26 protein-coding genes and 1 pseudogene are annotated in these 25612 nt (G+C 47.7%); 15 read left to right on the top strand and 12 right to left on the bottom strand.

The genetic code is table 11. The features are described from left to right. Nucleotide 1: 1 nt before the first annotated feature. From DYC63_RS08975 to DYC63_RS12410, 5 genes are all read left to right on the top strand, one after another. Entirely contained in the window at nucleotides 2–340 is a 339-nt protein-coding gene (locus DYC63_RS08975) for an HIRAN domain-containing protein (RefSeq protein WP_115218906.1), read from the top strand. A 50-nt stretch (nucleotides 341–390) separates the two neighbouring features. Continuing rightward, nucleotides 391–723, top strand: a complete 333-nt coding sequence (locus DYC63_RS13210; RefSeq protein ID WP_245888112.1) for a hypothetical protein — start codon at nucleotides 391–393, stop codon at nucleotides 721–723. Further along, on the top strand, nucleotides 609–1091 hold the full coding sequence (phoU, locus tag DYC63_RS08970; RefSeq protein ID WP_245888226.1) for a phosphate signaling complex protein PhoU: 483 nt from the start codon (nucleotides 609–611) through the stop codon (nucleotides 1089–1091). The genes DYC63_RS13210 and phoU overlap by 115 nt, the downstream gene beginning before the upstream one ends. 68 nt (nucleotides 1092–1159) lie before the next feature. After that, entirely contained in the window at nucleotides 1160–1924 is a 765-nt protein-coding gene (locus tag DYC63_RS08965) for a C40 family peptidase (protein ID WP_115218904.1), read from the top strand. Nucleotides 1925–2116: 192 nt separating this feature from the next. Beyond that, nucleotides 2117–2578, top strand: a complete 462-nt coding sequence (locus tag DYC63_RS12410) for a hypothetical protein (RefSeq protein WP_147284955.1) — start codon at nucleotides 2117–2119, stop codon at nucleotides 2576–2578. Here DYC63_RS12410 and DYC63_RS08960 read toward each other — a convergent pair. From DYC63_RS08960 to DYC63_RS08925, 8 genes are all read right to left on the bottom strand, one after another. Beyond that, nucleotides 2511–3409 (bottom strand): IS630 family transposase gene (locus tag DYC63_RS08960; RefSeq protein WP_115218903.1). Its coding sequence is split into 2 segments (ribosomal slippage): nucleotides 2511–3094 and nucleotides 3094–3409, totalling 900 coding nucleotides; the frame shifts between segments, so codons are not numbered across the junction. The genes DYC63_RS12410 and DYC63_RS08960 overlap by 68 nt on opposite strands. Nucleotides 3410–3729: 320 nt before the next feature. Then, entirely contained in the window at nucleotides 3730–4509 is a 780-nt protein-coding gene (gene tatC, locus DYC63_RS08955) for a twin-arginine translocase subunit TatC (protein WP_245888111.1), read from the bottom strand. A 7-nt stretch (nucleotides 4510–4516) separates the two neighbouring features. Continuing rightward, complete coding sequence (gene tatB / locus DYC63_RS08950) at nucleotides 4517–5026, bottom strand: Sec-independent protein translocase protein TatB (protein ID WP_115218902.1); 510 nt, start codon at nucleotides 5024–5026, stop codon at nucleotides 4517–4519. A gap of 17 nt (nucleotides 5027–5043) precedes the next feature. Then, complete coding sequence (tatA, locus tag DYC63_RS13550) at nucleotides 5044–5274, bottom strand: twin-arginine translocase TatA/TatE family subunit (RefSeq protein ID WP_115218901.1); 231 nt, start codon at nucleotides 5272–5274, stop codon at nucleotides 5044–5046. Nucleotides 5275–5286: 12 nt separating this feature from the next. After that, nucleotides 5287–5604, bottom strand: coding sequence for a phosphoribosyl-ATP diphosphatase (locus DYC63_RS08940; RefSeq protein WP_115218900.1), 318 nt, complete (start codon nucleotides 5602–5604; stop codon nucleotides 5287–5289). Beyond that, nucleotides 5594–5980, bottom strand: coding sequence for a phosphoribosyl-AMP cyclohydrolase (gene hisI, locus DYC63_RS08935; protein WP_115218899.1), 387 nt, complete (start codon nucleotides 5978–5980; stop codon nucleotides 5594–5596). The genes DYC63_RS08940 and hisI overlap by 11 nt, the downstream gene beginning before the upstream one ends. After that, nucleotides 5973–8051: a phosphate acetyltransferase gene (gene pta, locus DYC63_RS08930; RefSeq protein ID WP_115218898.1), complete on the bottom strand. Its 2079-nt coding sequence runs from the start codon at nucleotides 8049–8051 to the stop codon at nucleotides 5973–5975. The genes hisI and pta overlap by 8 nt, the downstream gene beginning before the upstream one ends. A gap of 9 nt (nucleotides 8052–8060) precedes the next feature. Then, nucleotides 8061–9242, bottom strand: coding sequence for an acetate/propionate family kinase (locus DYC63_RS08925; protein ID WP_115218897.1), 1182 nt, complete (start codon nucleotides 9240–9242; stop codon nucleotides 8061–8063). Nucleotides 9243–9901: 659 nt separating this feature from the next. Here DYC63_RS08925 and DYC63_RS08920 point away from each other — a divergent pair. The 6 genes from DYC63_RS08920 (at nucleotide 9902) to DYC63_RS08895 (ending at nucleotide 16302) form a co-directional block, all read left to right on the top strand. Continuing rightward, nucleotides 9902–11086, top strand: coding sequence for an efflux RND transporter periplasmic adaptor subunit (locus DYC63_RS08920; RefSeq protein WP_172459476.1), 1185 nt, complete (start codon nucleotides 9902–9904; stop codon nucleotides 11084–11086). Next, on the top strand, nucleotides 11086–13026 hold the full coding sequence (locus DYC63_RS08915) for a MacB family efflux pump subunit (protein ID WP_115218895.1): 1941 nt from the start codon (nucleotides 11086–11088) through the stop codon (nucleotides 13024–13026). The genes DYC63_RS08920 and DYC63_RS08915 overlap by 1 nt, the downstream gene beginning before the upstream one ends. A 1-nt stretch (nucleotide 13027) precedes the next feature. Then, nucleotides 13028–14431 carry an efflux transporter outer membrane subunit gene (locus DYC63_RS08910; protein WP_172459475.1) on the top strand — a complete coding sequence of 468 codons (1404 nt, stop codon included), beginning with the start codon at nucleotides 13028–13030 and terminating at the stop codon, nucleotides 14429–14431. A gap of 300 nt (nucleotides 14432–14731) precedes the next feature. Next, nucleotides 14732–15091 carry a roadblock/LC7 domain-containing protein gene (locus DYC63_RS08905; protein ID WP_115218893.1) on the top strand — a complete coding sequence of 120 codons (360 nt, stop codon included), beginning with the start codon at nucleotides 14732–14734 and terminating at the stop codon, nucleotides 15089–15091. 25 nt (nucleotides 15092–15116) lie between these two features. Beyond that, nucleotides 15117–15575 carry a PAS domain-containing protein gene (locus DYC63_RS08900; protein WP_115218892.1) on the top strand — a complete coding sequence of 153 codons (459 nt, stop codon included), beginning with the start codon at nucleotides 15117–15119 and terminating at the stop codon, nucleotides 15573–15575. Then, a complete protein-coding gene (locus DYC63_RS08895) occupies nucleotides 15568–16302 on the top strand; it encodes a PhnD/SsuA/transferrin family substrate-binding protein (RefSeq protein ID WP_115218891.1) in 735 nt (244 codons plus the stop codon). Before DYC63_RS08900 ends, DYC63_RS08895 begins: the two co-directional genes overlap by 8 nt. A gap of 179 nt (nucleotides 16303–16481) precedes the next feature. Here DYC63_RS08895 and galE read toward each other — a convergent pair whose 3' ends face one another. Beyond that, nucleotides 16482–17498: a UDP-glucose 4-epimerase GalE gene (galE, locus tag DYC63_RS08890; protein WP_115218890.1), complete on the bottom strand. Its 1017-nt coding sequence runs from the start codon at nucleotides 17496–17498 to the stop codon at nucleotides 16482–16484. A gap of 60 nt (nucleotides 17499–17558) precedes the next feature. Here galE and DYC63_RS08885 point away from each other — a divergent pair, with 60 nt between their 5' ends. The 4 genes from DYC63_RS08885 (at nucleotide 17559) to DYC63_RS08870 (ending at nucleotide 21270) form a co-directional block, all read left to right on the top strand. Further along, a complete protein-coding gene (locus DYC63_RS08885) occupies nucleotides 17559–18641 on the top strand; it encodes a hydroxymethylglutaryl-CoA reductase (RefSeq protein WP_245888109.1) in 1083 nt (360 codons plus the stop codon). Continuing rightward, complete coding sequence (gene fni / locus DYC63_RS08880) at nucleotides 18638–19675, top strand: type 2 isopentenyl-diphosphate Delta-isomerase (RefSeq protein ID WP_115218888.1); 1038 nt, start codon at nucleotides 18638–18640, stop codon at nucleotides 19673–19675. The genes DYC63_RS08885 and fni overlap by 4 nt, the downstream gene beginning before the upstream one ends. 2 nt (nucleotides 19676–19677) lie before the next feature. Then, on the top strand, nucleotides 19678–20847 hold the full coding sequence (locus DYC63_RS08875) for a hydroxymethylglutaryl-CoA synthase (RefSeq protein WP_115218887.1): 1170 nt from the start codon (nucleotides 19678–19680) through the stop codon (nucleotides 20845–20847). 150 nt (nucleotides 20848–20997) lie between these two features. Beyond that, the gene (locus tag DYC63_RS08870; RefSeq protein ID WP_245888108.1) at nucleotides 20998–21270 is read left to right on the top strand and encodes an IS630 transposase-related protein; all 273 of its coding nucleotides are present in this window, start codon (nucleotides 20998–21000) and stop codon (nucleotides 21268–21270) included. 74 nt (nucleotides 21271–21344) lie between these two features. Here the strand turns inward: DYC63_RS08870 and DYC63_RS13815 are convergent. The 3 genes and pseudogenes from DYC63_RS13815 to betB all read right to left on the bottom strand — a co-directional run. Further along, nucleotides 21345–21452, bottom strand: a pseudogene (locus tag DYC63_RS13815) (IS30 family transposase); the annotation flags it as partial. Between the two features lie 352 nt (nucleotides 21453–21804). Continuing rightward, on the bottom strand, nucleotides 21805–23517 hold the full coding sequence (gene betA / locus DYC63_RS08865; protein ID WP_115218886.1) for a choline dehydrogenase: 1713 nt from the start codon (nucleotides 23515–23517) through the stop codon (nucleotides 21805–21807). Between the two features lie 190 nt (nucleotides 23518–23707). Then, the gene (betB, locus tag DYC63_RS08860) at nucleotides 23708–25225 is read right to left on the bottom strand and encodes a betaine-aldehyde dehydrogenase (RefSeq protein WP_115218885.1); all 1518 of its coding nucleotides are present in this window, start codon (nucleotides 25223–25225) and stop codon (nucleotides 23708–23710) included. Between the last annotated feature and the right edge of the window lie 387 nt (nucleotides 25226–25612).

Below are 25612 nucleotides of genomic sequence, written 5' to 3'. Positions count from 1 at the left end.
CATGCTAAAACGCTTTAGCAGACTCTTCGCCAAAAAAGGCGCGCCGATTATCGCGCGCCTACCCATAGCCGGTTTGAAATACTACCGCGCCGCCGAACTTGCCACCCTCATGCAGCGCGGCGACATGCTCAGCCTTGAACACGAAGCCAATAATCCGCACGACCCCAATGCCGTCATGATCTTTTGGAATCGCAATAAAATCGGCTATGTGCCTAGCGAACATGCCAAACTGCTGCATGAACTCTTAGCCAAACACCAAAAACTCAGTGGCAAAATCGTCGAAATCGACCCTGCCGCCGGCGAAAGCCGCTGGGTCAAACTCAACATCTATCCGACATAAAACGGACACAAACCTTCTCTACACTACTCATTTTCATTTGAGAAAGACCTATGGCATTGGACAAACACACCCACAAACGCTACGACGAAAAATTGCAAAACCTGCAAAATCTCTTAATGGAAATGGCACGGCTTTGCGAAAGCCAGTTATACAGTGTCAGCAAATACTTGCGCCGCGAAGCCAACCTCGACATCTTAGAAAACATTGAAGCACGGATAACCGCATCAACCAATACCACATCGATATTGATCAAGAATGTATCCGCCTCATCGCCAAACGTGTACCTGTCGCTATCGACCTACGCCATATTACCGCCAGTTTCAATATCGCCACCGATTTGGAACGCATCGGCGACGAATGCTGCAAAATCGCGCGCTTCTTAAAAAACAGCGAGGTCGAGCTCGAAAATGCCATTTGGAAAGAACTGCGACCTGCCACCAGACTGGCTAAAAACCTGCTTTCCCGCACCATTGATATACTGGCACGCAACGACACCGAAGCCGCCTACATCCTTATTAAAGACGATGAAGAACTTGACGTGCAATATCACAACGCCATTCGCGTCATCTCAAGCTATATGATCGAAGACACCAGCAAAATCACACAAGGCATAGACGTACTCATGGCAGCCAAAGCCTTGGAACGCATTGGCGATCATTGTATCAACATCGCCGAATCGACTATTTTCGCCACCGAAGGCGAAGACATTCGCAAACACGCAAAGCGTGACATTCGCGCCTCGAGCAGGTAGAATGCCAAGGCTTTCGCGAGCGACCAAAGCGGTCGCTCATTTTTTAATTCATATTCAAATAGATAAAAATGTTCCGACCGCTTATCATCAGCCTCAGCCTCGCTGCTTGCGCTTACGGCTCAGCTAGCCCTATCAGCAGTTTGCAATTTTCCAACGAACAAACACTACGCAATCCTAGCTCCGCAAGCATTCGACTCACTAGCAACCCCATCGCTACCGCTGTCAATAGCAGCACAAACAATAGCCAAGACATTCAAATCACTTTAAATCTCGTTAGCAAAGCTACTCCCGCAGCAAACAAAAGCACCCAACAAAGCAGTGCTTCGACACACCATACGTCTCAACAACGCTCACAACGCGAACAATTGATTCACCTTGGACGCAGCTTAATCGGCACTCCTTATCTATGGGGTGGCACCACACCTAAAGGCTTTGATTGCTCGGGTTTTGTCAGTTATGTGTACGGTAAACATGGCTTTAGTCTGCCGCGCACCAGCAATGAACAATTCAGCAAATTACATGCCGTAGATACGCCGGCTCCCGGCGATTTAGTTTTTTTCCGCGGTAAATCCGGTCGAATTACGCATGTAGGCATGTATATCGGCAACGGCAACATGCTGCACTCGCCGCAAAGCGGCGAAAAAGTGCGCATTGAAAGCATCGAAAAACCGAACTGGAAACGCCGATACGCCGGCGCCCGCCGCATACTGCCGCAAGGTAATGAAAACGGCGCTAAAGCCACTATGGTTGCTGCTAATGACGCTACAAAACAGCAGCAGCGCATACAGCTTAATACACAAACAAACACCGGCAATTTATTTCATATCAAATAAAAACGCCTGGATTTAAAAATAATAAATATAGTTAATTTACAATAAAAACAAATACTTAATTGTTAAACTATCTGTTATTTGAACTGATGCGCAAAAGTCATATGTTGTTTTATTCTGCATTGACTATATAACTGGCAATTACTTAAACAGACAATACAATTTCTTTCTCAATCAGTTATTTAGGAGTAAGCTATGTCTAAGAGATATTCTCGTCCTTTATCCGCTATCGCCAATAAACTTCCTACAGAAGTGAACAATAACTCGTCTCGAGAGTTAGTAGGCGTTTCCAGCCAATGTGGTTTAATCAACGCTAATGGAGACTTTGTAGGCTGCTTTGAAGCCAACGATTTAGCTTTCCGTAAGCCATATTCACTAACCGTAAGTGCTAATACACCAACACACATCAAGCAGTCCAAGATGATGTCAGAAGGCATTTATAATGCCCTAATGAGATTAGCAGAAGAACTGCTTGATTCTGATGACAACGAGATGATTATTACATCTTCTGACGATAAGTATCTTGGGCATTTCCTGTCCAAGTTTCCTGGATTAGCCATTAGACTATTCAAACGAGGTAATATACTCATCAAACCCCAAAATAACACTTCAAACCTTCCTCCATCGTATCAAGATCTGGTGACAGATGACTTCTAAGCCATCTTTTAATCGTTGCCCAAGTTTGCTCTATTGGGTTTAGCTCAGGTGAGTAAGGTGGTAATGGTAAGATGATGTGTTCATATGGTGTGTTATTGATAAGCTCTTGCAAGTGTTTCATTCTGTGAAATCTTGCATTGTCTAAGATGATGATACAAGGCTTGCCTGTTTGTTTGGTGTGATTGTTAAGACAAGGCAGTAGCATTTGTTCAAACCACGTTTCAAACAAAGCACTTGCCATTGTATTGTTGTAGATGAGTGGAGCAATCAAGTTTTTGGCTTTGTTGCCTATTTGTCCTGCCACTAAGGAGACTCGTTGATAGCGTCTGCCACTGACTTTATCATAGGCTCTTTGACCTTTTAGGCTTCTTGCATGAGTACGGTATAGGTAAGTATCAATGCCTGTCTCATCTATATAGACAAGCTCGTAACCGTGTTTGGACGTAGCTTGTAGTTGTGTTAATTTATCTTGGAATTCTTTGACTTTGTTTGGGTCTTGCTCGAAGTAAGTTGTGGTCTTTTTTTAAGAGTAATGTTCATTGCTTTGAGTGCTTTATGGATTGCCATATCACTACACCCAAATACTTCACCAATTTCACGTAGGTATTTGTCAGGATTTGCTTCTACGTAAGCAAGAAGCTCTTTTCTGTCAAACTTTCTGGGTCTGTTGGTGGGTTTTTTACAAGACAGATTGCCTGTTTCTTTAAGTTGTCGTCTCCAACGAAACACGGTGTGTCTTGATACACCAAAAGCTTCTATAACAAGGTCAATGTTCTTGCATTTGTCATAATAAGCCAAGGCTTTTTGTCTGATTTCTAGTGAATAAGCCATTTGAAGTAGTGATTAGTAAATGGTGATGGAGATATGGGGATGGTTGGTGTTGTTTCAAGGTTTATTGGTTATAACAGCCTTTATAGTCGGAGAAGTGTAAAATTAGCACAAGGCAGAGAGCTGAAGAAAGTATAGTCTCTTCAGATTAAAATGATACGCCTTAAACAACATATTGAAATATTTTTCAATATGTTGAAAATTTTTATTGTTTCATTTTAATCTGAAGAAGCTATACAAGAACGTACGGCAAGGCGAGCCAAGTCCGTAATACTTTTTCAATCCTTTGACTATAGCGCCTCAATCAAGCATTAAAAAAGCCCTTAGCGGGCTTTTTCTTCTTCACTCTCTTCAGTATTTCCTTGCCAATATTTCGCTACCAAAATGCCGATTTCAAATAGCACAAGCATCGGCACTGCCAATAAAGTCTGTGAAAAAATATCGGGCGGTGTCAGTACCATTCCCACCACAAAAGCGATCAGAATGATATAAGGCCGCTTGGCGGTTAAGGTTTTAATTTCCACCACACCCATGCGGATTAGAATCACAGTTGCCACCGGCACTTCAAACACCAAGCCGAATGCCATGAACATCGCCAAGCTCAGGCTGACATAGCTAGTAATATCCGGCATTAATTCAACGCCTTGCAAAGACGCTCCCGTTTTGACTAAGAAACTGAACATCAGCGGCAAAATCACAAAATAGGCGAATAAAACGCCTAAATAAAATAAAAGCGTTGAAGACACCACCATCGGCAGCATCAGGCGCTTTTCATGCCGATACATGCCCGGCGCGACAAAGCGCCAAATTTGATACAGCGTCCACGGAATGCTAATCAACACCGCCATGAAAAAACAGACTTTAATCGGTGTCAGAAAAACATCTATCGGCTGCTGCGCCAACATTTTTTGCCCCGGCATCAGGTTCATCAAGACAGGACGGGCAAAGAGTTCGTAAATGGATTGATTAAAAGGCAGCATTAAGACGAATACGCCCAGCATCACCAATAAGATATTGATCAGGCTGCGGCGCAAATCGACCAAATGCTCGACTAAAGACATTTCTTCGTCTTCATTTTCAGTATTAGGCGCTAAAGTACTCATAAATGATTCAGCTCGGCTTGGCGGAAGAAGCGGTTTCGGCTAAAGTGTCGGAGGCAGGATTATCGACGGCGGCGCCGATATGCTCGATGCCGCTGTCTCGCTCGGCTTCGGCATCAGATTGGGCAGGTGCCTCATATTGCGTTATCCGCTCATGTCCACCCGCAGTTTGTTCGCGCTCATCGGCAATATTTTGCAGAGATTTTTCAACAGCTTTAACCTCCGAATCAATATCTTGCAAAATTTTCTTACCTTCCGAACGCACTTCTTTGTCAGCATCGATAACCGATTGATTTAATTTGCGGATATGTTCTTGCAAATCCATTTCATCCACGCTGCGCCGCACTTCGTCCAAATGCAGTTCGCGTTCGATGTCGCCGCGCACATCGCCGAACATACGCTGTATTTTACGCACCATGACCATAATGCTGCGCACCACTTCAGGCAATTTGTCCGGACCGACCACGACGATACCGATAACGGCAATCACAGCCAGCTCCCAAAAGCCAATATCGAACATGGCTTGTTTCCCGACGCTTAAACGGTTTTGTCTTTTGAAGTCACTTCGCCGTCAATTACGCCATCATCTCTTTGCTCATAACTGACGCGTTGCTGCGGCTGCGAAGTTTCTTCCTCGCTTTTCATTTCGTTTTTAAAGCCTTTGATGGCGCTACCCAAATCCGAGCCTAAGGTGCGCAGGCGTTTGCCGCCGAAAATCAAGACCACAATGACTAATACGATTAACAGTTGAATAGGACTAATACCCATAAGAATACCTCATTATTTACGATTTGCTTTTTCTTCCAAGCCCGAGAGGGCGAAACGTCGCGCTAATTCTAGCGAAATATCTTGCAAAGCGATACCTTCGCGCGCCCATAAGATCATTAAGTGATAGATAAGGTCGCAACTTTCATACAATACGGCTTCGCGTCCTTGACCGGCCGCCGCAATCACGACTTCCGTCGCTTCCTCCCCGATTTTTTTCAGCAATTTTTCAGGCGCCGCCTGCAAGAGCTGTGCGGTGTAGCTGTTCTCAGCAGCGGCGCTGCGCCGTGCAGCGATAATTTTTTCCAATTCCGATAAGGCATTATTTTCCATAAATGGCCTCCGCTGATTTTAAAACGGGCAGGCATTCCTGCCATTGCCCGTCAATGAATTGGCGATAAAAGCAGCTGCGGCGTCCGGTATGGCAGGCGATGCCGCCTTTTTGCCGCACTTCCGCCAGCAAGCTGTCGCCGTCGCAGTCCAAATACAGGGCTATCAGCGTTTGCGTATGCCCTGAAGTTTCGCCCTTATGCCACAATTGGCGGCGCGAACGGCTGTAATAGACCATTTCGCCGCGGGCAATCGTAGCTTGCAAGGCTTCGGCATTCATCCATGCCTGCATGAGCAGTTGGCGGTCGTCGGCATCAATTGCACTGACTGCCACCAATCCTTGCTCATTGAAACGTACTTCCGACAGCCAATCAGTCATTTTGCGCCGCTTGAATTGCGGTAATGGCAATCGTATAGACGATATCGTCAATCAAAGCGCCGCGCGACAAATCATTGACCGGTTTGCGCATTCCCTGTAAAACCGGGCCCATGGAAATGGCGTTTGCCGAACGCTGCACTGCTTTGTAGGTCGTATTGCCGGTATTTAAATCGGGGAATACGAATACATTCGCCTGACCGGCGACCGGAGAATTCGGCGCTTTGCTTGCCGCTACGGAAGCGACTGCCGCCGCATCATATTGCAAGGGGCCGTCAACAATGATGTCCGGACGCAGTTCACGTACTTTTTCAGTCGCCGCTTTGACTTTTTCCACATCTTCGCCGCTGCCGGAAGAACCGGTGGAATAAGAAATCATCGCCACGCGCGGATTCAAGCCGAAAGCTTTGGCGGTATCGTTGGACTGAATAGCAATTTGCGCCAATTCATCGGCATTAGGCTTCGGCACAATCGCACAGTCGCCGTAAACCATCACGCTGTCGGGCAGGCACATGAAGAAAACGGAAGACACCATTTTCGCTCCCGGAGCGGTTTTGATGATTTGCAAAGGCGGACGCATGGTATTGGCCGTGGTATGTACCGCGCCAGAGACCAAGCCGTCCACTTCGCCGGCTTCCAACATCATCGTACCGAGCATCACATTATCGCGCAATTGCTCGCGCGCCATGACTTCGGTCATGCCTTTGTTGGCGCGCAATTCCACCAAACGCGCCACATAATTTTCCCGCACCGCGTCGGGGTCGATAATCGTAACGCCTTCGCCCAAGGTAACGCCTTGCTGCTCCGCCACTTGCGCCACGCTGGCAGGAGTGGCCAATAAGACGCAACGCGCCATGCCGCGTGCAGCTACTTGGCTTGCCGCCACTACCGTACGCGGCTCGTCGCCTTCGGGTAGTACAATGTTTTTATCTGCCGCAATCGCGTCTTTCACCAATTGATAGCGGAAAGAAGCCGGCGATAAGATATTTTCGCGCACGTCTTGCAGATAATCCTGCACCCAATCATAGGCAATATGATCGGCAAAAATTTCCTGCGTTTTGTTCAAACGCGTCGAGTCGTCAAGAGGCAGATAGCGGTTAAAGCCTTTCATTAAATCCACCAAGCCCCAAGTGCTGGAATCTACATGCAGTAATGGCAGACCTGATTTTTCAATCAAAGGACGGCATAATTCCAATACCGTTTTTGAGGGCTCCGTCGGACCTGTGAGAATCAAGCAGGCCAACTGTGTGCCTGCGGAAGCGGAAATCGTAACCGCCATCAAAGCATCGTCGCGGTCGCCCGGGCAGAAAATACAATTATTGGGAATGAGATATTGTCTGGCATTGGGGACGGTGCGGGCAAAAATCACAAACTCCTGCACACGTCTGTTTTCCATTTCACCGGCAAATAAGACGCTGGCATTAAGATGCTTTTGCAAATCGCTGACGCGCGGCGCGCTTAATTCCGGCTTGGAAGGAATAGCGCCTAAGAGCAGGAAATTCGTCTGTTTAAAACAGGCCAATCCCTCTACCTGTACTCGGCTGAGTCCTTTCCCGTCCACATGGTTGATAATCGCGCCCAGCAATTGGCGACCATTAAAACCGCCGAATTGCTCCGCCACGAAGGCAATTTGATTATCTAAACGCGAGGCGGATTCTACATCCGCACTGCTGACGATAATGACTTCCGCATTTAAAGCGCGGGCGACCGCCTGATTGACCTGCGCCGCATAAGGCACGGCGGAGGATTCCAATAAGCCCTCTAAAATCACGACATCCGCATCGCCGCGCGCATCTTCGTAGCGACGCAATAATTCTTCCATCAACTCGTCAAGCGAATGGCTGTCCAGCGCTTCCTGCACCGTTTCGGGGCTTAAAGGCTCGGCATTGCCGCGGCAATATTTCGCCATCAAATCATAGCTGACATCGCTTTGCTGACCTTCGACATATTGCATCACAGGTTTGAAAAAACCGGTTTTCACTCCTTTGCGGTCCAGCGCGTGATATAAACCGAGCGCGGCGGAAGTCAGACCTACTCGCGCATAAGTACCGACTAATAAAATACTTTTACTCATCAATTTTCCTTATTTAGCTGCTAAAGCGGCGGTATCGCGGGCAATCAATAATTCCTCATTGGTCGGCACTACCCAAACCGGCAAACTGCCTTGAGCATGAATCGCGCCGGTTTTGCCGAACAGCACTTCTTTATTGCGCGCTTGGTCGAGGCTGAAGCCTAAGAAAGCCAAATGCTCGACGGTGCGGCGGCGGACATAATCGGAATTCTCTCCGATACCGCCGGTAAAGACCAAAACATCGCAGCCGCCTAAAGCCACCAATTGCGCGCCGATATGTTTGGCTAAACGATAGCAATAGACTTCCATCGCCCGAATCGCCGCGGCATTGCCTTTTTCCATTTCTTCTTCCAAAGTGCGACAATCATTGGAAATACCGGATAAACCGAGCAAACCGGAACGTTTCCATAAAATATCGCTCATTTCTTTGGTATCAACATCGAATTGTTCCATCAAAATGCTGGGAATGGCGGGGTCGATGTCGCCGGTACGCGTGCCGTGCACCAAACCTTCCAGCGGCGTTAAGCCCATAGTGGTATCCACCGAATGGTCGCTGTCAATCGCCGCCACAGAACCGCCGTTACCTAAATGGCAAACAATCGATTTGACTTTTTCCTTGCCCAGTAATTCAGGCAATTGAGAAGCGATATAGCGGTATGAAGTGCCGTGGAAGCCGTATTTGCGAATATGCCAGTTCGTGTAATATTCATAAGGCAGCGCGTATAAATAAGCGTTTTCCGGCATTTGTTGATGGAAAGCGGTATCAAAGACCACCGCCTGCGGCAAATCGCCGAAATGATGCAGGGCGGCATCGATGCCTTCTACATGCGCGGGATTATGCAAAGGCGCCAAACGGATGCAATCGGCGATTTTCGCCCGTACGTCTTCATTAACCAAAACCGATTCGGAAAAATATTCGCCGCCATGTACCACACGATGCCCGACCGCCTGAATGCTTTTCATCAGATTTTCGGCTTTCAACACCTCAACCAAAACTTCCAAAGCCTTTTCATGCGTGCCCGGATTCAAATCATATTGCGTTTTGCCCGAAGCGGTTTTTGCCGTGAACATTCCGACCGGATGCCCCAATTTTTCGGCTAAGCCTTTTAAAGGCGAATCGCCTGTGACCGGATCGATTACTGCATATTTCAGGCTTGAAGAGCCGCAATTAATGATGAGAACATACTGAGTCATAATTTTTCCTTAGTTTGTGAACAATAAAATTTTGCGCCTATTTTAGCGCAAAGCAAGAACCTCCGCAGACTTAATCGATAGCAAACAGATTTCAAGACAAAAAAAACCCCGACCAATGGGTCGGGGTAAAATCATCATGAGGCAATGTGACAGAGTACATGACAGCTCTGTCGCGGTTAATAATAATAAATGGCATTAAGAATAGCAAATATATTTTTGACAAAATCAGCAACTTACTTACAAGACAATGATTTTAAATGATTTTTAATTATCTACCATTAACAAGCATAGCAATATTTCTGTTTTGCGGAGTCGGATGCAGCGACGCTGCAAATTTTTATTTGGCAAAGATAATAAAAAACGACAATAAAAATTCAAAAAATCAATTATTTAATATAGAACCTTTTTCATACTATATTGTTTTTAAAGAAAAACTTGCATCACCGCCTTTTTCTCCCTATAATGTGCTCCATCGCAATGTGACAGAAATATATGCCCCGACACACGGGGCTTTTTTTTGCCCAAATGAAACCCAATCGTAGCGCTTAGCATCAATTCAGTACTTATGCGGCTGATGCAAACATGTATCAAGGTTACCGCCTTGTAGTCTATCTTAGGGCACACATCACTATAATTGCCGCCGAATGAGGAAGGACACTATGCAGCAATCAATCCGTAGCCGAGGTTTTTCTTGGCTGAAATTTCTAATTATTCTCGTTATTTTGGGCAGTGCAGCCTATGCTTGGCAGCAGCATCAGGCCAAGCGGCAGGAAGCTGATTCGGCGCAGCAATATATTACCGAAAAGGTTCGCCGCGGCGATTTGTCTTATTTAGTAAACGCCAGCGGCAAGGTATATCCGCAGAAAATCGTGCAGGTCGGCGCGCAGGTTTCGGGGGAAATCGCGCAATTGCATGTTGAGATTGGCGATACGGTTAAGGCGGGCGATGTGATTGCCGAGATTGATGCCCGTTCGCAGGAGAATGCAAAATCGACTGCTGAGGCGCAGTTGAACAGTCAGCAAGCCGCTTTGGCGCGCGCGCAATCGACGCTGACACAGGCGCAGCAGGCTTATAATCGCGCCAATAATTTGTACAAACAAGGCGCGGGCTCAAAAGAAGCGCAGGAGAATGCTTTGGCAAGTCTGAATAGCGCCAAAAATGCGGTGATTGAAGCACAGGCGAATATTCGCCAAAGTGAGCTGACAATTGCCAATGCGAATTTGAATTTAGGTTATACGCAGGTACGCGCACCGATTGACGGCACGGTGATTGCGGTAGCGGTAGAAGAAGGACAAAGTGTGAATGCGGTGCAATCCAGCCCGACGATTGTTACTTTGGCACGTACGGATGTGATGACGATTAAAGCGGAAATTGCGGAGGCGGATATTGCCGTGATGAAGGTCGGCTTGCCTGTGAAAGTGGTGCTGCTCGGCAAGAACAGCCAAAGTTATCAAGGCGTATTATCCGCTATTGATCCGGCGCCGAAAGAAATTTCCGATAACGGCAGTATCAGCAGCAGTAGCGCGATTTATTATTACGGGCATATTGATGTGGATAATGCAGAGGGATTTTTACGCTACGGTATGACAGCGACGATTGCCATTGAGGTCGATAAAGCGGAGGATGCGCTGTTAATTCCGATGACGGCGATTGAATACGCCCCCAATGGCGAGGCAAGGGTATCAGTTTTAGTCAATGCTCAGGCGGAGAAACGCCATATTGAAGTGGGCTTGGAAGACGGCGTGCAGGCACAGGTCTTGAGCGGTTTGCAAGAAGGCGAAGCGGTAATTGTCAGCCACGGCGGTGCTTCGCCGCATTCGCCAATGGGCCCGAGAATATTCTGATGCCTCCGGTCTTGATTAAAACGCAGAATTTGACTAAACGCTATGGCAGCGGCGAAACCGAGGTCACGGTCTTGCATGGCTTGGATATTGAAATTCATGCCGGCGAGATGATTGCGATTATCGGGCAATCGGGTTTGGGCAAATCGACCTTAATGAATATTTTAGGCTGTCTTGACCGCCCTAGTGCCGGCAATTATTGGTTGGAGGGCGAAAATACCAAGCAATTGAGCATTCGCGCACGCGCACGTTTGCGTCGCGAACATATCGGTTTTATTTTTCAGCGTTATCATTTGCTCAATGATTTGACGGCGCGTGAAAATGTCGCGATTCCTGCCGTCTATGCCGGCGTAGATAAGGCGCAACGTTTGACGCGCGCCGATGCTTTGCTGAGCCGTCTCGGATTAGGCGAACGCCGCAGCTATAAACCCGCGCAATTATCAGGCGGACAGCAACAGAGGGTATCTATTGCCCGTGCTTTGATGAACGGCGGAAAAATTATTTTTGCCGATGAGCCGACTGGCGCGCTGGATAGCGAATCGGGACGCGAAGTGATGCGGATTTTGCGCGAATTGCACAGCGAAGGACATACCGTGATTTTAGTCACGCATGATCCTGCGATTGCCGCCGGCGCCGATCGTATTATCGAGCTCAAAGACGGACGGATTATCAGCGACAGCAGCAAGCAGACGCGCAATGCGAAGCCGCCGCAGCCTAAAACTTTCGCCCGCGGTCGCGATTTTTTGGCCATTAAAGCCTTAAGCTCGGCTTTTACCATGGCGGTGCGGGCGATTATGGGACATAAATTGCGCGCTTTTTTAACTATGCTCGGCATTATTATCGGCATCGCTTCGGTTGTGAGCATGGTGGCGCTTGGGCAAGGCTCGCAGCAGCAAGTGTTGTCGCGCATCAGCGATTTGGGTTCGAACACCATTCAAATTTTTCCGGGCCGCTTCGGTGATCGGCATGCAGGACGTATCCGTACCCTGTCCAGCGATGATGCCGATATCCTAGCCCAGCAAAGTTTTATTGATTCCGCAACGCCAAGTGTCAGCAGCGGCGCCGTTTTGCGTATCGGCGGACAGGAAATCAACGCTTCCATTACGGGCGTAGGCGAGCAATATTTCCAAGTGCAAAATATTCCGATTATTCAGGGGCGCAAACTCATGCCTGCGGATATCGAGCAGCATAAGGCGGTCGCCTACCTAGACAATACCGGCGCTCAGCAATTATTCGACCGGCAAAATCCGCTAGGACAGACGGTGCTTGTCAATAACGTACCGCTGACGATTATCGGCATTGTGGATGTTAGCAATCAAAACCGCTTTTCCAATAGTAACAGTCTTAATATTTGGTCGCCCTACACTGCCGTCATGAGCCGTTTATTGGGGCAAACTTACGTCTCTAACATCATTCTGCGTATTTCCGACAGCGTGGACAGCGCGGTCGCAGAAGACGCGGTAAAACGGATTTTGATCCGCCGCCACGGCAGAGAAGACTTTACCTTATTCAATAACGATTCCATCCGCCAAACCATCACGCAAACCACGCAGACCCTTTCCCTGCTCATTTCCGCGATTGCGGTCATCTCCTTGATTGTCGGCGGTATCGGCGTGATGAACATCATGTTGGTATCGGTTACCGAGCGTACGCAGGAAATCGGCATCCGCATGGCGGTCGGCGCGCGCCAAGGCGACATCATGCGGCAATTTTTAATTGAAGCCATATTGCTGTGCTTAATCGGCGGCATTATCGGCATCGGATTGGCATTCGGCTTAGGCAAAGCCATCGCGCTCAGCGGCAGCAGCTTCAGCATGATTTATTCCACCCAATCCATCATTCTCGCCTTTGCCTGCGCCACCGGCATCGGCATACTCTTCGGCTATTTGCCGGCAAAAAATGCCGCCAAACTCGATCCTGTGCAAGCCCTCAGCGGAGAATAACATGCCATTGAATAAAAGCACTCTATTCTTAACCTTATTGCTTGGCGCATGCAGCATTGCGCCGATTAAAAATATTGAAACGGAACTGGCGCGGGAAATCCACATTCCGCAGCAATGGATGCTTGCCGCCGCCAAGCAATCCGAAGCTCGGCAACAGGCATGGTGGCAGCAATTTGCCAGTGCGGAATTAAACGCGCTCATGCAGCAAGCCATGCTCGGCAATCAAGATTTGAAAGCCGCCGCCCTTATTTGGCAACGTGCGCGGATTGCTCTTGACAGTCAAGCGCTGGCGCAAAGCATTATTAGCAACGGCAATCTCGGCGCCAATGCCGCACATCATTACGGCACTAACAGCAATAGCAACGGTTTTAGCGCCTCTTTCTCCGCCGCCTACCAACTGGATTTATGGCAAAAACTCGCCGCCGCCACTCAAACCGCCGCTTGGAACGCAGATGCCGAAGCCCAAGACCTGCTTGCCGCCCGTCTTTCCCTGCAAGGCGAAATCGCCAACGCTTGGCTACAACTGCTTTACGCTCAAGCACGACTCGAACTCAATCAAGCCCAAATCGCCTACCAAGAACAAACCTACCGCCTCGTCGGCATACGCCTTAGCGAAGGCGCGGCAAGCGAATTGGAACACAGCAATGCCAAACAAGCCCTTAGCGCACTTGCCGTCAGCAAACGCAGTCTTGAAGCCGAAATCGAACAAGCACAAATCACGCTCAGCATTTTACTCGGACAAGCTCCGCAAAGCTTCATAAGCTCCAGCCGCCTGAATGACATCGCTATCGAGGCAATCGCGCCGCAGTTGCCTGCCGCCCTGCTGCATCAACGTCCGGATTTGCGTGCGGCGCAATACCGCTTGCAAGCGGATTTGGGCAATATTGCCGTGGCAGAACGCGATTTTTATCCCGACATCAACCTTAACGGCGGTATTTCAGGCAGCAGCAACATCTTAGGCGATTTACTGCGCAATCCGATCGCCAGTCTTGCAAGCAGCATCAGCCTGCCCTTTTTGCAACAACGTGAACGCAATTTGGCGCTGCAAAACGCGCAAACACAATATCAGGCTAATCTGGCGAACTTTACACAAACGCTCTATCGCGCCTTTGCCGACGTTGAAAAAGCTCTGAGCAAAGTGGTAGAAAGCGACGACAACGCCGCCCACATTGCCGCACGTTTGAAAAACGCGCAAAAAATTGAACGACTTAGCCAAATCCGCTATCAGGCGGGCGCAGACAGTCTGCAAACACTGCTGGATGCGCAGCAGTCGCGCCGCGAAATCGAATCAGCCATGCTGGACAACCGCTATCAGCGCATCAGCCGTCGCATCGCACTCGCACTTGCCTTAGGCGGCAGCGAAAATCTGGACAATCTTTATAGCCTGACAACGCAAAGAAAATAATTCATTAAAATCAATTTATTAAAATAATAAAGATACGCCTAATATCTCCGCATATAAAATCATCAGTATCTACTAATCAATATGAATGTTTCTCATCTGCAGTTAATTTTTTCAATACTATTCAATAAAAAATTTGCAAATATTAATCGTTGAAAAACAAAAATATCTTAAAAATTATTTAATTAGCCAAAATGGTAAAAAATAAATATTTTTTTATTAAAAAATTTAATAGCGTAAACATTACCCCTTCAGAAATATTTTGCATAAAATAGTCATAATTTTTTTCTGAAAGGATGTTGTATGTCAGACTCACTCAACGATATTATCCAAAACCTTAGCGACTCCCATGCGGATATCGAATCCGCCTATCTCTTTACGGTTGACGGTTTAATTTTATCAGGAAATCAGAGAGATACATTAATTGACGAAATTGGCGCCACCGCTGCCGCCATTAAAAGCATCGCCGAAAGAAGCAGTCATCTCTTATATCGCGGCGAAATGCAGCAAGTGCATATCTTTAGCAAGCAGGGCTCTCTAATTATGACCGGAGTCAAAGACGATATGATTTTAGTCGCTCTTATCAGAGAACAAGCCAATATCGGCATGATATTTCACGAAATCAAAACCAGCGCTCAAAAAATCTCCCACTTATTCTCTTGAATTTACAATCCAAGTGCAAAAATCCATGAAAACAATAACACATCAATTCTATGACGGAAGACAAGAAGAAATTAACTATATTAATGAAGAATTTCCTTATCCGGAAGGACAGTTAATTATTTCCAGAACAGATTTAGCGGGCAACATTACCCATCTTAATCAAGCCTTTGTGATTCTCAGCGGCTATACCCGAGAAGAACTGCTCAAACAACCGCATTCTATTTTACGTCATCCCGATATGCCGAGAGCCGCATTCAAAGACTTATGGGATACCGTCCAAGCAGGTAAAAAATGGCACGGCTATGTGAAAAATCTGCGTAAAGACGGACGTTTTTATTGGGTTTATGCCACCGTGGTGCCGAATTATCATGGCGATATCATTGAAGGCTACACCTCCGTCCGCCGGCAACCTTCTCGTGAAAAAATAGCCTATTACACTGAGGTATATAAAAAACTACTTGAGGAGGAAAAAGAAAATGGCTGAGTTATCCCTATTGATTGCTCCGGATTATCCGCCCCGTTACATACTGGATTGGTACCGCCTAACAATTGCCTTAGGACATTTTCTTGCCCGTCCCATACATTTACAACTGGCGATTAATTTCAATGATTTTTATCACTATATGGAACTTAATCCTACTCTGGTGCATGTAGGATCTTACGATACCGCCAAAATTATGCGCAATTACCAATATCTGCCTCTTGCGCGCCCCGAAGCCGCCAGTGATGAAGTCATTATTTTCTCAGATCGCGACTCTCTCATTCTGTGTTTAGACGATATTGATAAAACCACCAAATTTATCTGCTTAAATGATGTCAATGTGCAAAGAATCGGAGAAATCCTATTAGAGCCGCGCAGTATTTACCGCAAAGAAGTCGATTGGCAGAGAATGGATAACTATCAAAGCATCTTACGTTTAGTACGCGGCAGTATTAATACGGTCGGCATCATGCGTAGCAATGTTTTCCATCAATTGTCGCCGAATCTCAAACAACGCTATTGCCCGATTATTACCAGCTCATTATCAGTGCTGTTTCATACTATGCTGTTATCACCTAGCTTTGCAGACGAACATCAAACTTTTCACAAAGCCGTGCAATCGCTTAATGAAAGAAAAGATATTTTGCAAGGACTGGATATGCGCAGCATCAAACCCATGAATAATGAAGTCGGCTTATTTATCTGCGATATTGTCGATACCCTGATTTAAGAAGCAGTATGAATAAACCATGCAAACAGGCGCTTTAAGCGGTATAGAGGCACAAAAGCTTAGATGCTTGACAAGAACAGCCGTTGCAGGGTTTATCAGTATAAATTCTAATATGCCAAACATACGCCGCCTATCAAAGAAGGCGGCGTTTTTATGATTTTATCCTTTTGAATAAGCGTTTATGCTTTCGGATAGCCTTCGGGGTTTTGCGATTGCCAACGCCAAGTATCCGCCATCATCTCTGCTAAACCGCGTTTTGCCGTCCAACCCAGCTCCGCTTTCGCTTTACTCGGATCGGCATAGCAAGTCGCAATATCGCCGGCGCGGCGCGGCGCGATTTCATAAGCCAAGGTTTTGCCGCAAGCCTCTTCAAAAGCCTGCAGCATTTCCAGTACCGAATAGCCCTGCCCCGTGCCTAAATTCCAAATAGACAAGCCCTGCTGATTGCGGATTTTTTCCAGCGCACGCAAATGCCCTTCCGCCAAATCCATGACATGAATATAATCGCGTACGCCTGTACCGTCGGCAGTCGGATAATCATTGCCAAAGACGCGCAAATGCGGCAATTTGCCCACCGCTACTTGGGCAATATACGGCAACAGATTATTCGGCAAACCGTTAGGATCTTCGCCGATCATGCCGCTTTCATGCGCGCCTACCGGATTGAAATAACGCAAAATGGCAATTCGCCACTCCGGATCGGCGATTTCTACATCCATCAGCATATCTTCAATCATGAGCTTGCTGCGTCCGTAAGGATTGATCGGGCGACTGGTCGGGCAAGCCTCGCTAATCGGCATTTGCTGCGGCTCACCGTAAACCGTGGCGGAGGAGCTGAAAATAAAGGTTTTCACATTCGCCGCCTGCATCGCCTCCAGCAAAGTCGCCGCGCCATGTACGTTAACCTGATAATACAGTAAAGGTTTTTCGACACTTTCACCCACCGCTTTCAGTCCGGCAAAATTAATTACCGCTTCAATCGAATGTTCCGCAAAAAGACGGTCAAGCAAAGCGCGGTCTCGGATATCGCCTTTGATGAATTGCGCCGCTTTGCCACAGAGCGTTTGCACGCGGCGCAAAGACTCCTCGCTGCTATTGCTCAAATTATCCAAAACCAAAACCTCATAGCCTGCCTGCAAAAGCAAGAGAACCGTATGCGAGCCGATATACCCCGCGCCGCCGGTGACTAAAATCATTGCTGTTCCTCATGTTTGCTGATGTGCCTATTATAAACCGATTAGCCGATTTCAGCATCTATGCTATACTTCGCCCATCGTATTTATGGCTTGTTTATGTCTTCCACTATCGCTTACACGCCCATTCCCACCCAATGGGTCGGACCAATCAAAATCAGCGGCAATACCGTTAACGAAAGCATCAGCGTACCGCTCGCCACCTATGAAAGCCCGCTTTGGCCTTCCTGCGGACGCGGTGCCAAAATCTCTTGCTTATTGGAGCAAGGCATTATGGTCAACGTCTTAGATGCCCGCATGACGCGCTCGGTTATTTTCGACTGCCAATTTGCCGCTCAAGCCCAAGCATGCGCCCAAGAAATCTCGGCACGCCAAGCGGATTTACAAGAAGTAGTGGCACAAAGCAGCCGTTATGCCAAATTGCTTGATATTCATCATGAGATTGTCGGCAACCTGCTGTTTCTGCGTTTTGCTTTCAGTACCGGCGATGCCTCAGGACACAATATGGCGACCAAAGCTGCCGATGTCCTGATTAACTACCTTTTAGCCAATTATCCGACCATGCGCTACGGCTCGATTTCGGGCAATTACTGCATTGATAAAAAAGCCGGTGCCGTCAATGGCATTTTAGGACGCGGCAAACGTGTTGTAGCGGAAATCCTGATTCCGGAAAAAATCTGCCGCCGCTATTTGCGCAGCGATGCCGAGACCATCGTCGCGCTGAACACGCGCAAAAACCACATCGGCAGTAATTTGGCAGGCTCGATACGCAGCGCCAATGCGCATTTCGCCAATATGCTCCTCGCCTTTTATCTCGCTACAGGACAGGATGCCGCTAATATTATCGAAGGCTCGCAAGGTATCGTCCATTGCGAAAACCGCGACGGCGATTTGTATTTTTCCTGCACCCTGCCCAATTTGATTGTCGGCACGGTCGGTAACGGCAAAGGACAGGGCTTGGAAGTCGTCGAGCAACATTTGCAGCAACTCGGCTGCCGCGAACAACGTGATTCGGGCGACAATGCGCGCCGTCTTGCCGCCTTATGCGCCGCCGTGGTGCTGTGCGGCGAACTCTCTTTGCTCGCCGCGCAAACCAATCCGGGCGAACTGATGCGCGCCCACCTTGCTTTGGAACGCAAAGCATGAAAGAACAATTTGCGCGTATCAATCAACGCAAACGCGAACATCTCGACATTATCGCCGACGACCAAGACATCGAACGCAGTCAAAACGGACTCGACCGCTACCATCTGCAACACCGCGCCCTACCCGAAATCGCCTTAGACGACATCGATACACGGGTAAATTTTCTCGGCAAAACCCTATCATTTCCGCTGATTATCTCCTCCATGACCGGCGGCGATGACGAACTGATATGCCGCATTAATCGCAACCTCGCCCAAGCGGCAGAAGCCTGCCAAGTAGCGATGGCGGTCGGCTCGCAGCGCGTCATGATGCGCGAAAAAGGCGCCCAAGCCAGTTTTGATTTGCGCGAATATGCCCCTAATACCGTCCTCATTGGCAATCTGGGCGCCGTACAACTCAATTACGATTTCGGCATCCGCGAATGCCAGCAAGCGGTAGAAATCCTCTCCGCCGACGGGCTCTATCTGCACCTTAATCCCTTGCAAGAAGCCATTCAACCCGAAGGCGACACCGATTTCAGCAACCTCAGCGATAAAATCGCGCAAATCAACCGCGATCTGAACGTCCTTGTGCTGCTTAAAGAAGTCGGCTGTGGGCTCAGCCTTGCCGACATCGCATTAGGCATTAAAGCCGGTATCCGTTACTTCGACATCGCAGGGCGCGGCGGCACCTCGTGGAGCCGCATCGAATACCACCGCCGCCGCAATCATCAAGACACTCTCGGGCTCATTTTCCAAGATTGGGGATTGCCGATGGCAGGCGCACTCAAACAAGCCTATCAACACCATCCGGAACAATTCTTCATCGCCAGCGGCGGCATTCGCAACGGCATCGACATGGCAAAATCCATCATCCTAGGCGCGCAACTATGCGGCATCGCCGCGCCCTTCTTAGCTGCCGCCCAAGAAAGCGCAGAAGCCGTCATCGCCCAAATTCAACAACTACAGCAGCAATACCGAACCGCCCTCTTTTTGCTCGGATGCAAAAATCAGCAACAATTGCGCGGACAATGGCAATACTTCCTTCAGGACTAAACATGACAGCAATAGGAATCGATAAAATCGCCTTCTACACCCCCGCCTATTATTTAGCGCTTGCCACACTCGCCGAACGAGACGGTATAGACCCGCAAAAATATCATCAAGGCATCGGGCAAGACCGCTTTGCCGTCCCCAGTCATGACGAAGACTGCGTTACCCTTGCCGCCAATGCTGCTGCCGGCATACTAAACGCGGAAGATATCGCCGCCATCGACAGCATCTTTCTCGCCACCGAAAGCGGCATCGACCAATCCAAAGCCGCCGCCGTCTATGTACACGCCCTGCTCGGACTGCGTCCCAACTGCCGCGCCGTAGAACTCAAACAAGCCTGCTACAGTGCCACCGCAGGACTGCAAATGGCCTGTGCCTACGTCGCCAGCCATCCCGAGCGCAAAGTTCTGCTGATTGCCAGCGACATCGCGCGCTACGACATGCACGGCGCCGCCGAAGCCACACAAGGCAGTGCCGCTGTTGCCATGCTCATCAGCGCAAACCCACGCATCGCCGCATTAGAAGGACCTGCCGGCTGTTACACCCAAGACGTCATGGACTTCTGGCGCCCCAATCACCGCAATACCCCATTAGTGGACGGCAAACTATCTACCATGATTTACATGCAAGCGGCAGAAAAAGCGTGGCAAGACTATCAAGCACAAGGCGGCGCGGCATTTTCCGACTTTGCCCAATACTGCTACCACCTGCCCTTCAGCAAAATGGGCATCAAAACCCACCAACGCCTATGCAAAAGCAATAACTGCGCGCAAGACAACAGCAAAATCGCCGCCGGCATGATCTACAACCGCGAAATCGGCAACAGCTATACCGCCGCGCTTTACCTCAGCCTCTGCTCCGCTCTTGACCACCGCGACGATTTAAGCGGCGAACTCGTCGGCATGTTGAGCTACGGCTCAGGATGCGTCGCCGAATATTTCGCCCTGCGTGTTCAAGAAAGCTATCTTAGCCAACGTCGCAAAGAAAACCATGCCGCCCTGCTTGTGCAACGCAGCGCCCTCAGCCTTGGCGAATACGAAGACTTTTGGAAGCGCCAAGACTACGGCAGCAAAGAAAACCTTGCCTTAGCCCCGCAAAGCCGCGGCAAATTCCGCCTTGCCGGCATTGAAAAAGACGAACGCCGTTATCAAACAAACGAAGCATTTAAAGCTTGAACAATAAAAATCGCTTTGTTTCAAAAAACGCTGACCTAATAGAATAACTTTGCCAGATCAGAGTCAAAATAAAAACAAGCTGAATTTTTCCTTAGGGCTAAAGAAATCGAAAATATAGTCAAGGAATCCAAAAAGGGTTCACTAAAACTTATGGCATACTCAAAAGATTACAGACAAATGATATTAGACAAGCTGGCATCAGGTCATAGCTACAGAAAGCTTGTTGAAGAATATCGACTCAGCGCAACAACTATTCAACGTTGGAAGAAAAGCATAGAACGCAAGAAGTACGAACGCAAACCGGCAAAAATCGATGCTGAAGCTTTAATGGCTGACGTCCAAGCTTATCCTGATGACTATTGCTATGAACGTGCTATGAACGGGCAAGACGCTTTAACTGTAGCGACAGAGCTATTGCCATAGCATTAAAACGTGTCGGCATTACTCGAAAAAAAAGACCTTAATTCACATCCGAAAGCAGACAAACAACAGCGCCTATAGTCAAAGAATTGAAAAAGTATTACGGCGTTGGCGAGCCTTGCCGTACGCTCTTGTACTGTCTGCGGCTCGCCGCCTTGTACTACTTTTTCACTTCTCCGACTATATTATTTCTTAAGCAGTTAGCGGCATTTGAAGCTGAAGACAGAACCCTCATTTATAGTCAATTCATGGCAAAAATTAATCATTTTTCAATTGGATAGATCGGATACTTGTATCCGACATTACTTAAAATATAAATTTGTCGGATTTAAGAATCCGATCTACTTCTTTATAAATCAGTAGATTAGATATTTATATCCAACAAAATTTGTCATGTGAGTGCTTTCTGGCATAAACGTCTAAGCTAAGGTTAAAAATATAATGTTCGCATTTGTTATGAATTGAGTATAATTTGTATTTTGCAATGAAAAATACAAAACAAAAAGGGCGAATAAATCCGCCCTTTATAATAAACCCTTAAAGCATCGTACTCGGGTCAAACGCTCGTACAGGCTCTTGTCTTAGCACATTAGGGTCGGCTTTGTAGTAACCTGCCGTTGATTTTGGCAATTTTTGCCCACGCATGACATCGGCGATTTTTTCTGCCATCATAATGGTGGTGGCATTTAGGTTGCCTGTGATGATAAGGGGCATGATAGACGCATCAACGACACGCAAGCCCTCTAAGCCATGCACACGCCCCTGTCCGTCCACCACCGCCATATCGTCCATGCCCATTTTACAGCTACAAGACGGATGATAAGCAGTCTCGGCATGATTACGCACAAATTCATCAAGCTCGGCATCGGTTTGAGCGTTACGACTTGGGCTAATCTCACGCCCACGGTACTCATCCAAAGCAGGCTGGTGCATAATCTCACGCGTGATACGAATACCGTCTCTAAACTCCTGCCAGTCTTGCTCGTGCGACATATAATTAAACAAAATGCTTGGGTGTTCGTGGGGGTTTAGCGATTTTAGGCGGATACGCCCACGAGACGGCGAACGCATGGAGCCAACGTGTGCCTGAAAACCATGCTCTTCTACGGCATTTGAGCCGTTGTAGTTAATGGCAACTGGCAAAAAGTGATACTGAATATTTGGCCATTCAAATTCAGGACGGGTACGGATAAAGCCCCCTGCCTCAAACTGATTGCTTGCCCCAATGCCCGTTCCCAAGAACAGCCACTCTGCCCCAATGGCAGGTTGATTGTACCATTTTAGGGCAGGATACAGCGATACGGGTTTCTTGCATTCGTATTGCAGATACATCTCCAAATGGTCTTGCAAGTTCTCGCCCACCCCTGGTAAGTCATGCATGACAGGGATTTTAAATTCATCAAGCAAACTTTTTGCCCCAACGCCCGAACGCTGTAAAATCTGCGGAGACGCAATCGCTCCTGCTGAGAGTATCACTTCTCGTTTGACGTGGACGGTTGTGGGGTTTGTGTCGTTGCCTTGTAAATACTGCACGCCAATGGCACGCTTACCTGAAAATAGGATTTTGTCGGTTACGGCATGGGTTTTTATGGTAAGATTGGGGCGTGATTTTGCCATGTCCAGATAACCCCGAGCCGTGCTAGAACGGCGTCCTTTTGGTGTAACCGTTCTGTCCATAGGTCCAAAACCTTCTTGCTGATAGCCGTTCAAATCATCGGTGCGTGGATAACCTGCTTGCACGCCTGCCTCTACCATGGCATTAAACAGCACACTACTACCAATTGCCGTGCCACGCTGTGAAGTCGCTACGCTCACAGGACCTGTGCCACCGTGATAGTCGTTTTCGCCCACATCACGGGTTTCTGATTTTTTATAATAAGGCAAGCAGTCGGCATACGTCCAGTCTTCTAGTCCGTCCATTTTTGCCCAATTGTCCAAATCCATGGCATTGCCACGAATGTAGCACATACCATTGATAAGCGATGAACCGCCAAGCCCCTTACCACGTCCGCACTCCATACGGCGATTATTCATATAAGGCTCAGGGTCGGTCAAATACGCCCAGTTGTAGCGTTTGCCTTGCAAGGGGTATGCCAGTGCCGCTGGCATTTGCGTACGAAAATCCAAACGATAGTCAGGGCCACCTGCTTCCAAAAGTAGCACGCTCACATCGCTGTCTTCTGTCAGACGTGTGGCAAGCACATTACCTGCCGAACCTGCACCGATGATAATATAGTCATATTCTGTCATAAGTTTTTCCTTTAAGTTAATAGGTATTGTTTAATAAAGATATATTTTAAAATTTGGACATGTAGGGGCGAATTACATTCGCCCAAAAATCAACATTTTAACACGGGGCAATTGTGATTTGCCCCTACAAATCTACCCAAAGGTATGATTAATTAACAATGCCAGTTAATAAATTTTGATGATATGCCAGTTATTTAAAAATAGACTCGAATTTACCCATTTCTATCTGAATGGATTTAACTTGGGTATAATGTTCTAGCGTCATGATGCCATTTTCACGCCCAACGCCTGATTGCTTATAGCCACCCACAGGCATTTTGGCATCCGACTCGCCCCATGTATTGACCCAGCAAATGCCCGCTTGTAAGGCGTGGGTAATGCGATGAGCTTTATTTAAATCAGACGTAACCACGCCCCCTGCCAAGCCAAAAATCGTGTCATTGGCACGCTCTATCGCTTCATCTTCATCATCATAAGTCAAAATGCTCATGACAGGCCCAAAAATCTCATCGGTAACAATGCTCATCTCATCGGTGCAATCAGTAAAGACAGTCGGTAGCACAAACGCCCCCTTGGACAGCGACTCGCCATGCTCGGCAAAATCATCCGCCACCGCACGCCGTCCACCAAACAGCACCGTTGCCCCTGCTTTTTTGCCCTGCTCCATATAATCAAGCACTCGCTCCATGTGGGCAAAGCTCACCAAAGGACCCATGTTGGTTGTCTCATCAGTTGGGTCGCCCAAGCGAACCTTGGGCAGGCGTGCCAAAATAGCTTGTTCAAAGGCGTGTTTTTTGGCACTTGGTACAAAAACTCGTGTGCCATTGGTACACACTTGTCCTGTGCTATAAAAGTTTGCCATCATCGCCACGTCCGCCGCCAGCTCAATGTCGGCATCATCACAGACAATCAAGGGCGACTTACCGCCAAGCTCCATGGTTACGTCTTTTAGTGATGATGCTCCTGCAAGACTCATCACTTTTTTGCCTGTTGCCACCGAGCCTGTAAATGAGATTTTGGCAATATCAGGGTGTTCGGTCAGATACGCCCCCACATCACCACCACCTTGCACGACATTAAACACCCCGTCAGGCACGCCAGCTTGGGTATAAATCTCGGCAAGTTTTAGGGCGGTCAAAGGCGTAACTTCGCTTGGCTTAAAAATCATGGCATTACCAGATGCCAACGCAGGAGCCGATTTCCATAGGGCGATTTGAATGGGATAATTCCACGCCCCAATCCCTGCCACCACGCCAAGCGGTTCTCTTTGGGTATAAAAAAAGCTCTCTTCTTTGCCCGTGCGAAGTGGCACTTGCACCCCTTCAACGGCGGTGGCAAGCCCTGCATAATACTCCAACACATCCGCCCCTGTAACAATATCCACATAGGCGGTCTCGCTGATTGCCTTGCCTGTATCAGCCGTCTCCAAGCGTGCCAGCTTGTCATTTTCTTCACGCAAAATTGCCACCGCTTTTAGCAGTATCCGAGAACGCTCCACCGCTGTCATGCTTGCCCAGATTTTTTGTCCTTCTTTGGCACTTTGTACCGCTTTATCCACGTCCGCTTTTGAAGCACTTTGCAGTTTGGCAAGCGTGTCTGCCGTGGCAGGATTGACCGTCTCAAAAAACTCTCCACTGCTGGCGGATACATACTTTCCACCGATGTATAGCGATGTTTGTTCTACGTTTGGTAGTGATGACAATGGCATAACAAGACTCCTGTATTTTTAAAAATTTATCATCAAAACTTATAAATTTTATTCAAAGGTTGATGAAACCAAAAAGATAGGTCATGATAACAAAAAATCATCTATAACGCAAATAATTGATTTTTAATGAATTTATTGTTTAATTTGTGTTAAATGATTGTGTATTGCAAATTGATTTTTGTAAATTTATTAGGTTTTTTGAAAATATTTAGAGCGTGTTAAACCTTGATAACATTTTCATAAAATAAGATGAAATTTAGCACTTCAATCAATTTTTGCATGAAAAAATGGCTAAACCTTGTTTTTCTGCACCAAAAACCTGCCTGATAGAATAACTGTCAGCCTACGTTTTTTCCTTGAAAAACGTGCAATCTTTCTCATTTTTCA

It is taken from the genome of Suttonella indologenes, from assembly GCF_900460215.1.
Lineage (GTDB): Bacteria > Pseudomonadota > Gammaproteobacteria > Cardiobacteriales > Cardiobacteriaceae > Suttonella > Suttonella indologenes.
The sequence above is the reverse complement of the archived record's forward strand: the minus strand, read 5'-3'. Positions and strand labels throughout refer to the sequence as shown.

Bases quoted from the DNA above. Each gene is read 5' to 3' on its own strand.
- tatB (WP_115218902.1), bottom strand. From the start codon at position 5,026: ATGTTCGATATTGGCTTTTGGGAGCTGGCTGTGATTGCCGTTATCGGT.
- tatC (WP_245888111.1), bottom strand. From the start codon at position 4,509: ATGAGTACTTTAGCGCCTAATACTGAAAATGAAGACGAAGAAATGTCT.
- DYC63_RS08910 (WP_172459475.1), top strand. From the start codon at position 13,028: ATGCCATTGAATAAAAGCACTCTATTCTTAACCTTATTGCTTGGCGCA.
- DYC63_RS08905 (WP_115218893.1), top strand. From the start codon at position 14,732: ATGTCAGACTCACTCAACGATATTATCCAAAACCTTAGCGACTCCCAT.
- DYC63_RS08870 (WP_245888108.1), top strand. From the start codon at position 20,998: ATGGCATACTCAAAAGATTACAGACAAATGATATTAGACAAGCTGGCA.
- betA (WP_115218886.1), bottom strand. From the start codon at position 23,517: ATGACAGAATATGACTATATTATCATCGGTGCAGGTTCGGCAGGTAAT.
- hisI (WP_115218899.1), bottom strand. From the start codon at position 5,980: ATGACTGATTGGCTGTCGGAAGTACGTTTCAATGAGCAAGGATTGGTG.
- DYC63_RS08895 (WP_115218891.1), top strand. From the start codon at position 15,568: ATGGCTGAGTTATCCCTATTGATTGCTCCGGATTATCCGCCCCGTTAC.
- betB (WP_115218885.1), bottom strand. From the start codon at position 25,225: ATGCCATTGTCATCACTACCAAACGTAGAACAAACATCGCTATACATC.
- galE (WP_115218890.1), bottom strand. From the start codon at position 17,498: ATGATTTTAGTCACCGGCGGCGCGGGGTATATCGGCTCGCATACGGTT.
- pta (WP_115218898.1), bottom strand. From the start codon at position 8,051: ATGAGTAAAAGTATTTTATTAGTCGGTACTTATGCGCGAGTAGGTCTG.
- DYC63_RS08920 (WP_172459476.1), top strand. From the start codon at position 9,902: ATGCAGCAATCAATCCGTAGCCGAGGTTTTTCTTGGCTGAAATTTCTA.
- DYC63_RS08940 (WP_115218900.1), bottom strand. From the start codon at position 5,604: ATGGAAAATAATGCCTTATCGGAATTGGAAAAAATTATCGCTGCACGG.
- DYC63_RS08885 (WP_245888109.1), top strand. From the start codon at position 17,559: ATGCTATACTTCGCCCATCGTATTTATGGCTTGTTTATGTCTTCCACT.
- fni (WP_115218888.1), top strand. From the start codon at position 18,638: ATGAAAGAACAATTTGCGCGTATCAATCAACGCAAACGCGAACATCTC.
- DYC63_RS08965 (WP_115218904.1), top strand. From the start codon at position 1,160: ATGTTCCGACCGCTTATCATCAGCCTCAGCCTCGCTGCTTGCGCTTAC.
- DYC63_RS08875 (WP_115218887.1), top strand. From the start codon at position 19,678: ATGACAGCAATAGGAATCGATAAAATCGCCTTCTACACCCCCGCCTAT.
- DYC63_RS13210 (WP_245888112.1), top strand. From the start codon at position 391: ATGGCATTGGACAAACACACCCACAAACGCTACGACGAAAAATTGCAA.
- DYC63_RS12410 (WP_147284955.1), top strand. From the start codon at position 2,117: ATGTCTAAGAGATATTCTCGTCCTTTATCCGCTATCGCCAATAAACTT.
- DYC63_RS08925 (WP_115218897.1), bottom strand. From the start codon at position 9,242: ATGACTCAGTATGTTCTCATCATTAATTGCGGCTCTTCAAGCCTGAAA.
- tatA (WP_115218901.1), bottom strand. From the start codon at position 5,274: ATGGGTATTAGTCCTATTCAACTGTTAATCGTATTAGTCATTGTGGTC.
- DYC63_RS08900 (WP_115218892.1), top strand. From the start codon at position 15,117: ATGAAAACAATAACACATCAATTCTATGACGGAAGACAAGAAGAAATT.
- DYC63_RS08975 (WP_115218906.1), top strand. From the start codon at position 2: ATGCTAAAACGCTTTAGCAGACTCTTCGCCAAAAAAGGCGCGCCGATT.
- DYC63_RS08915 (WP_115218895.1), top strand. From the start codon at position 11,086: ATGCCTCCGGTCTTGATTAAAACGCAGAATTTGACTAAACGCTATGGC.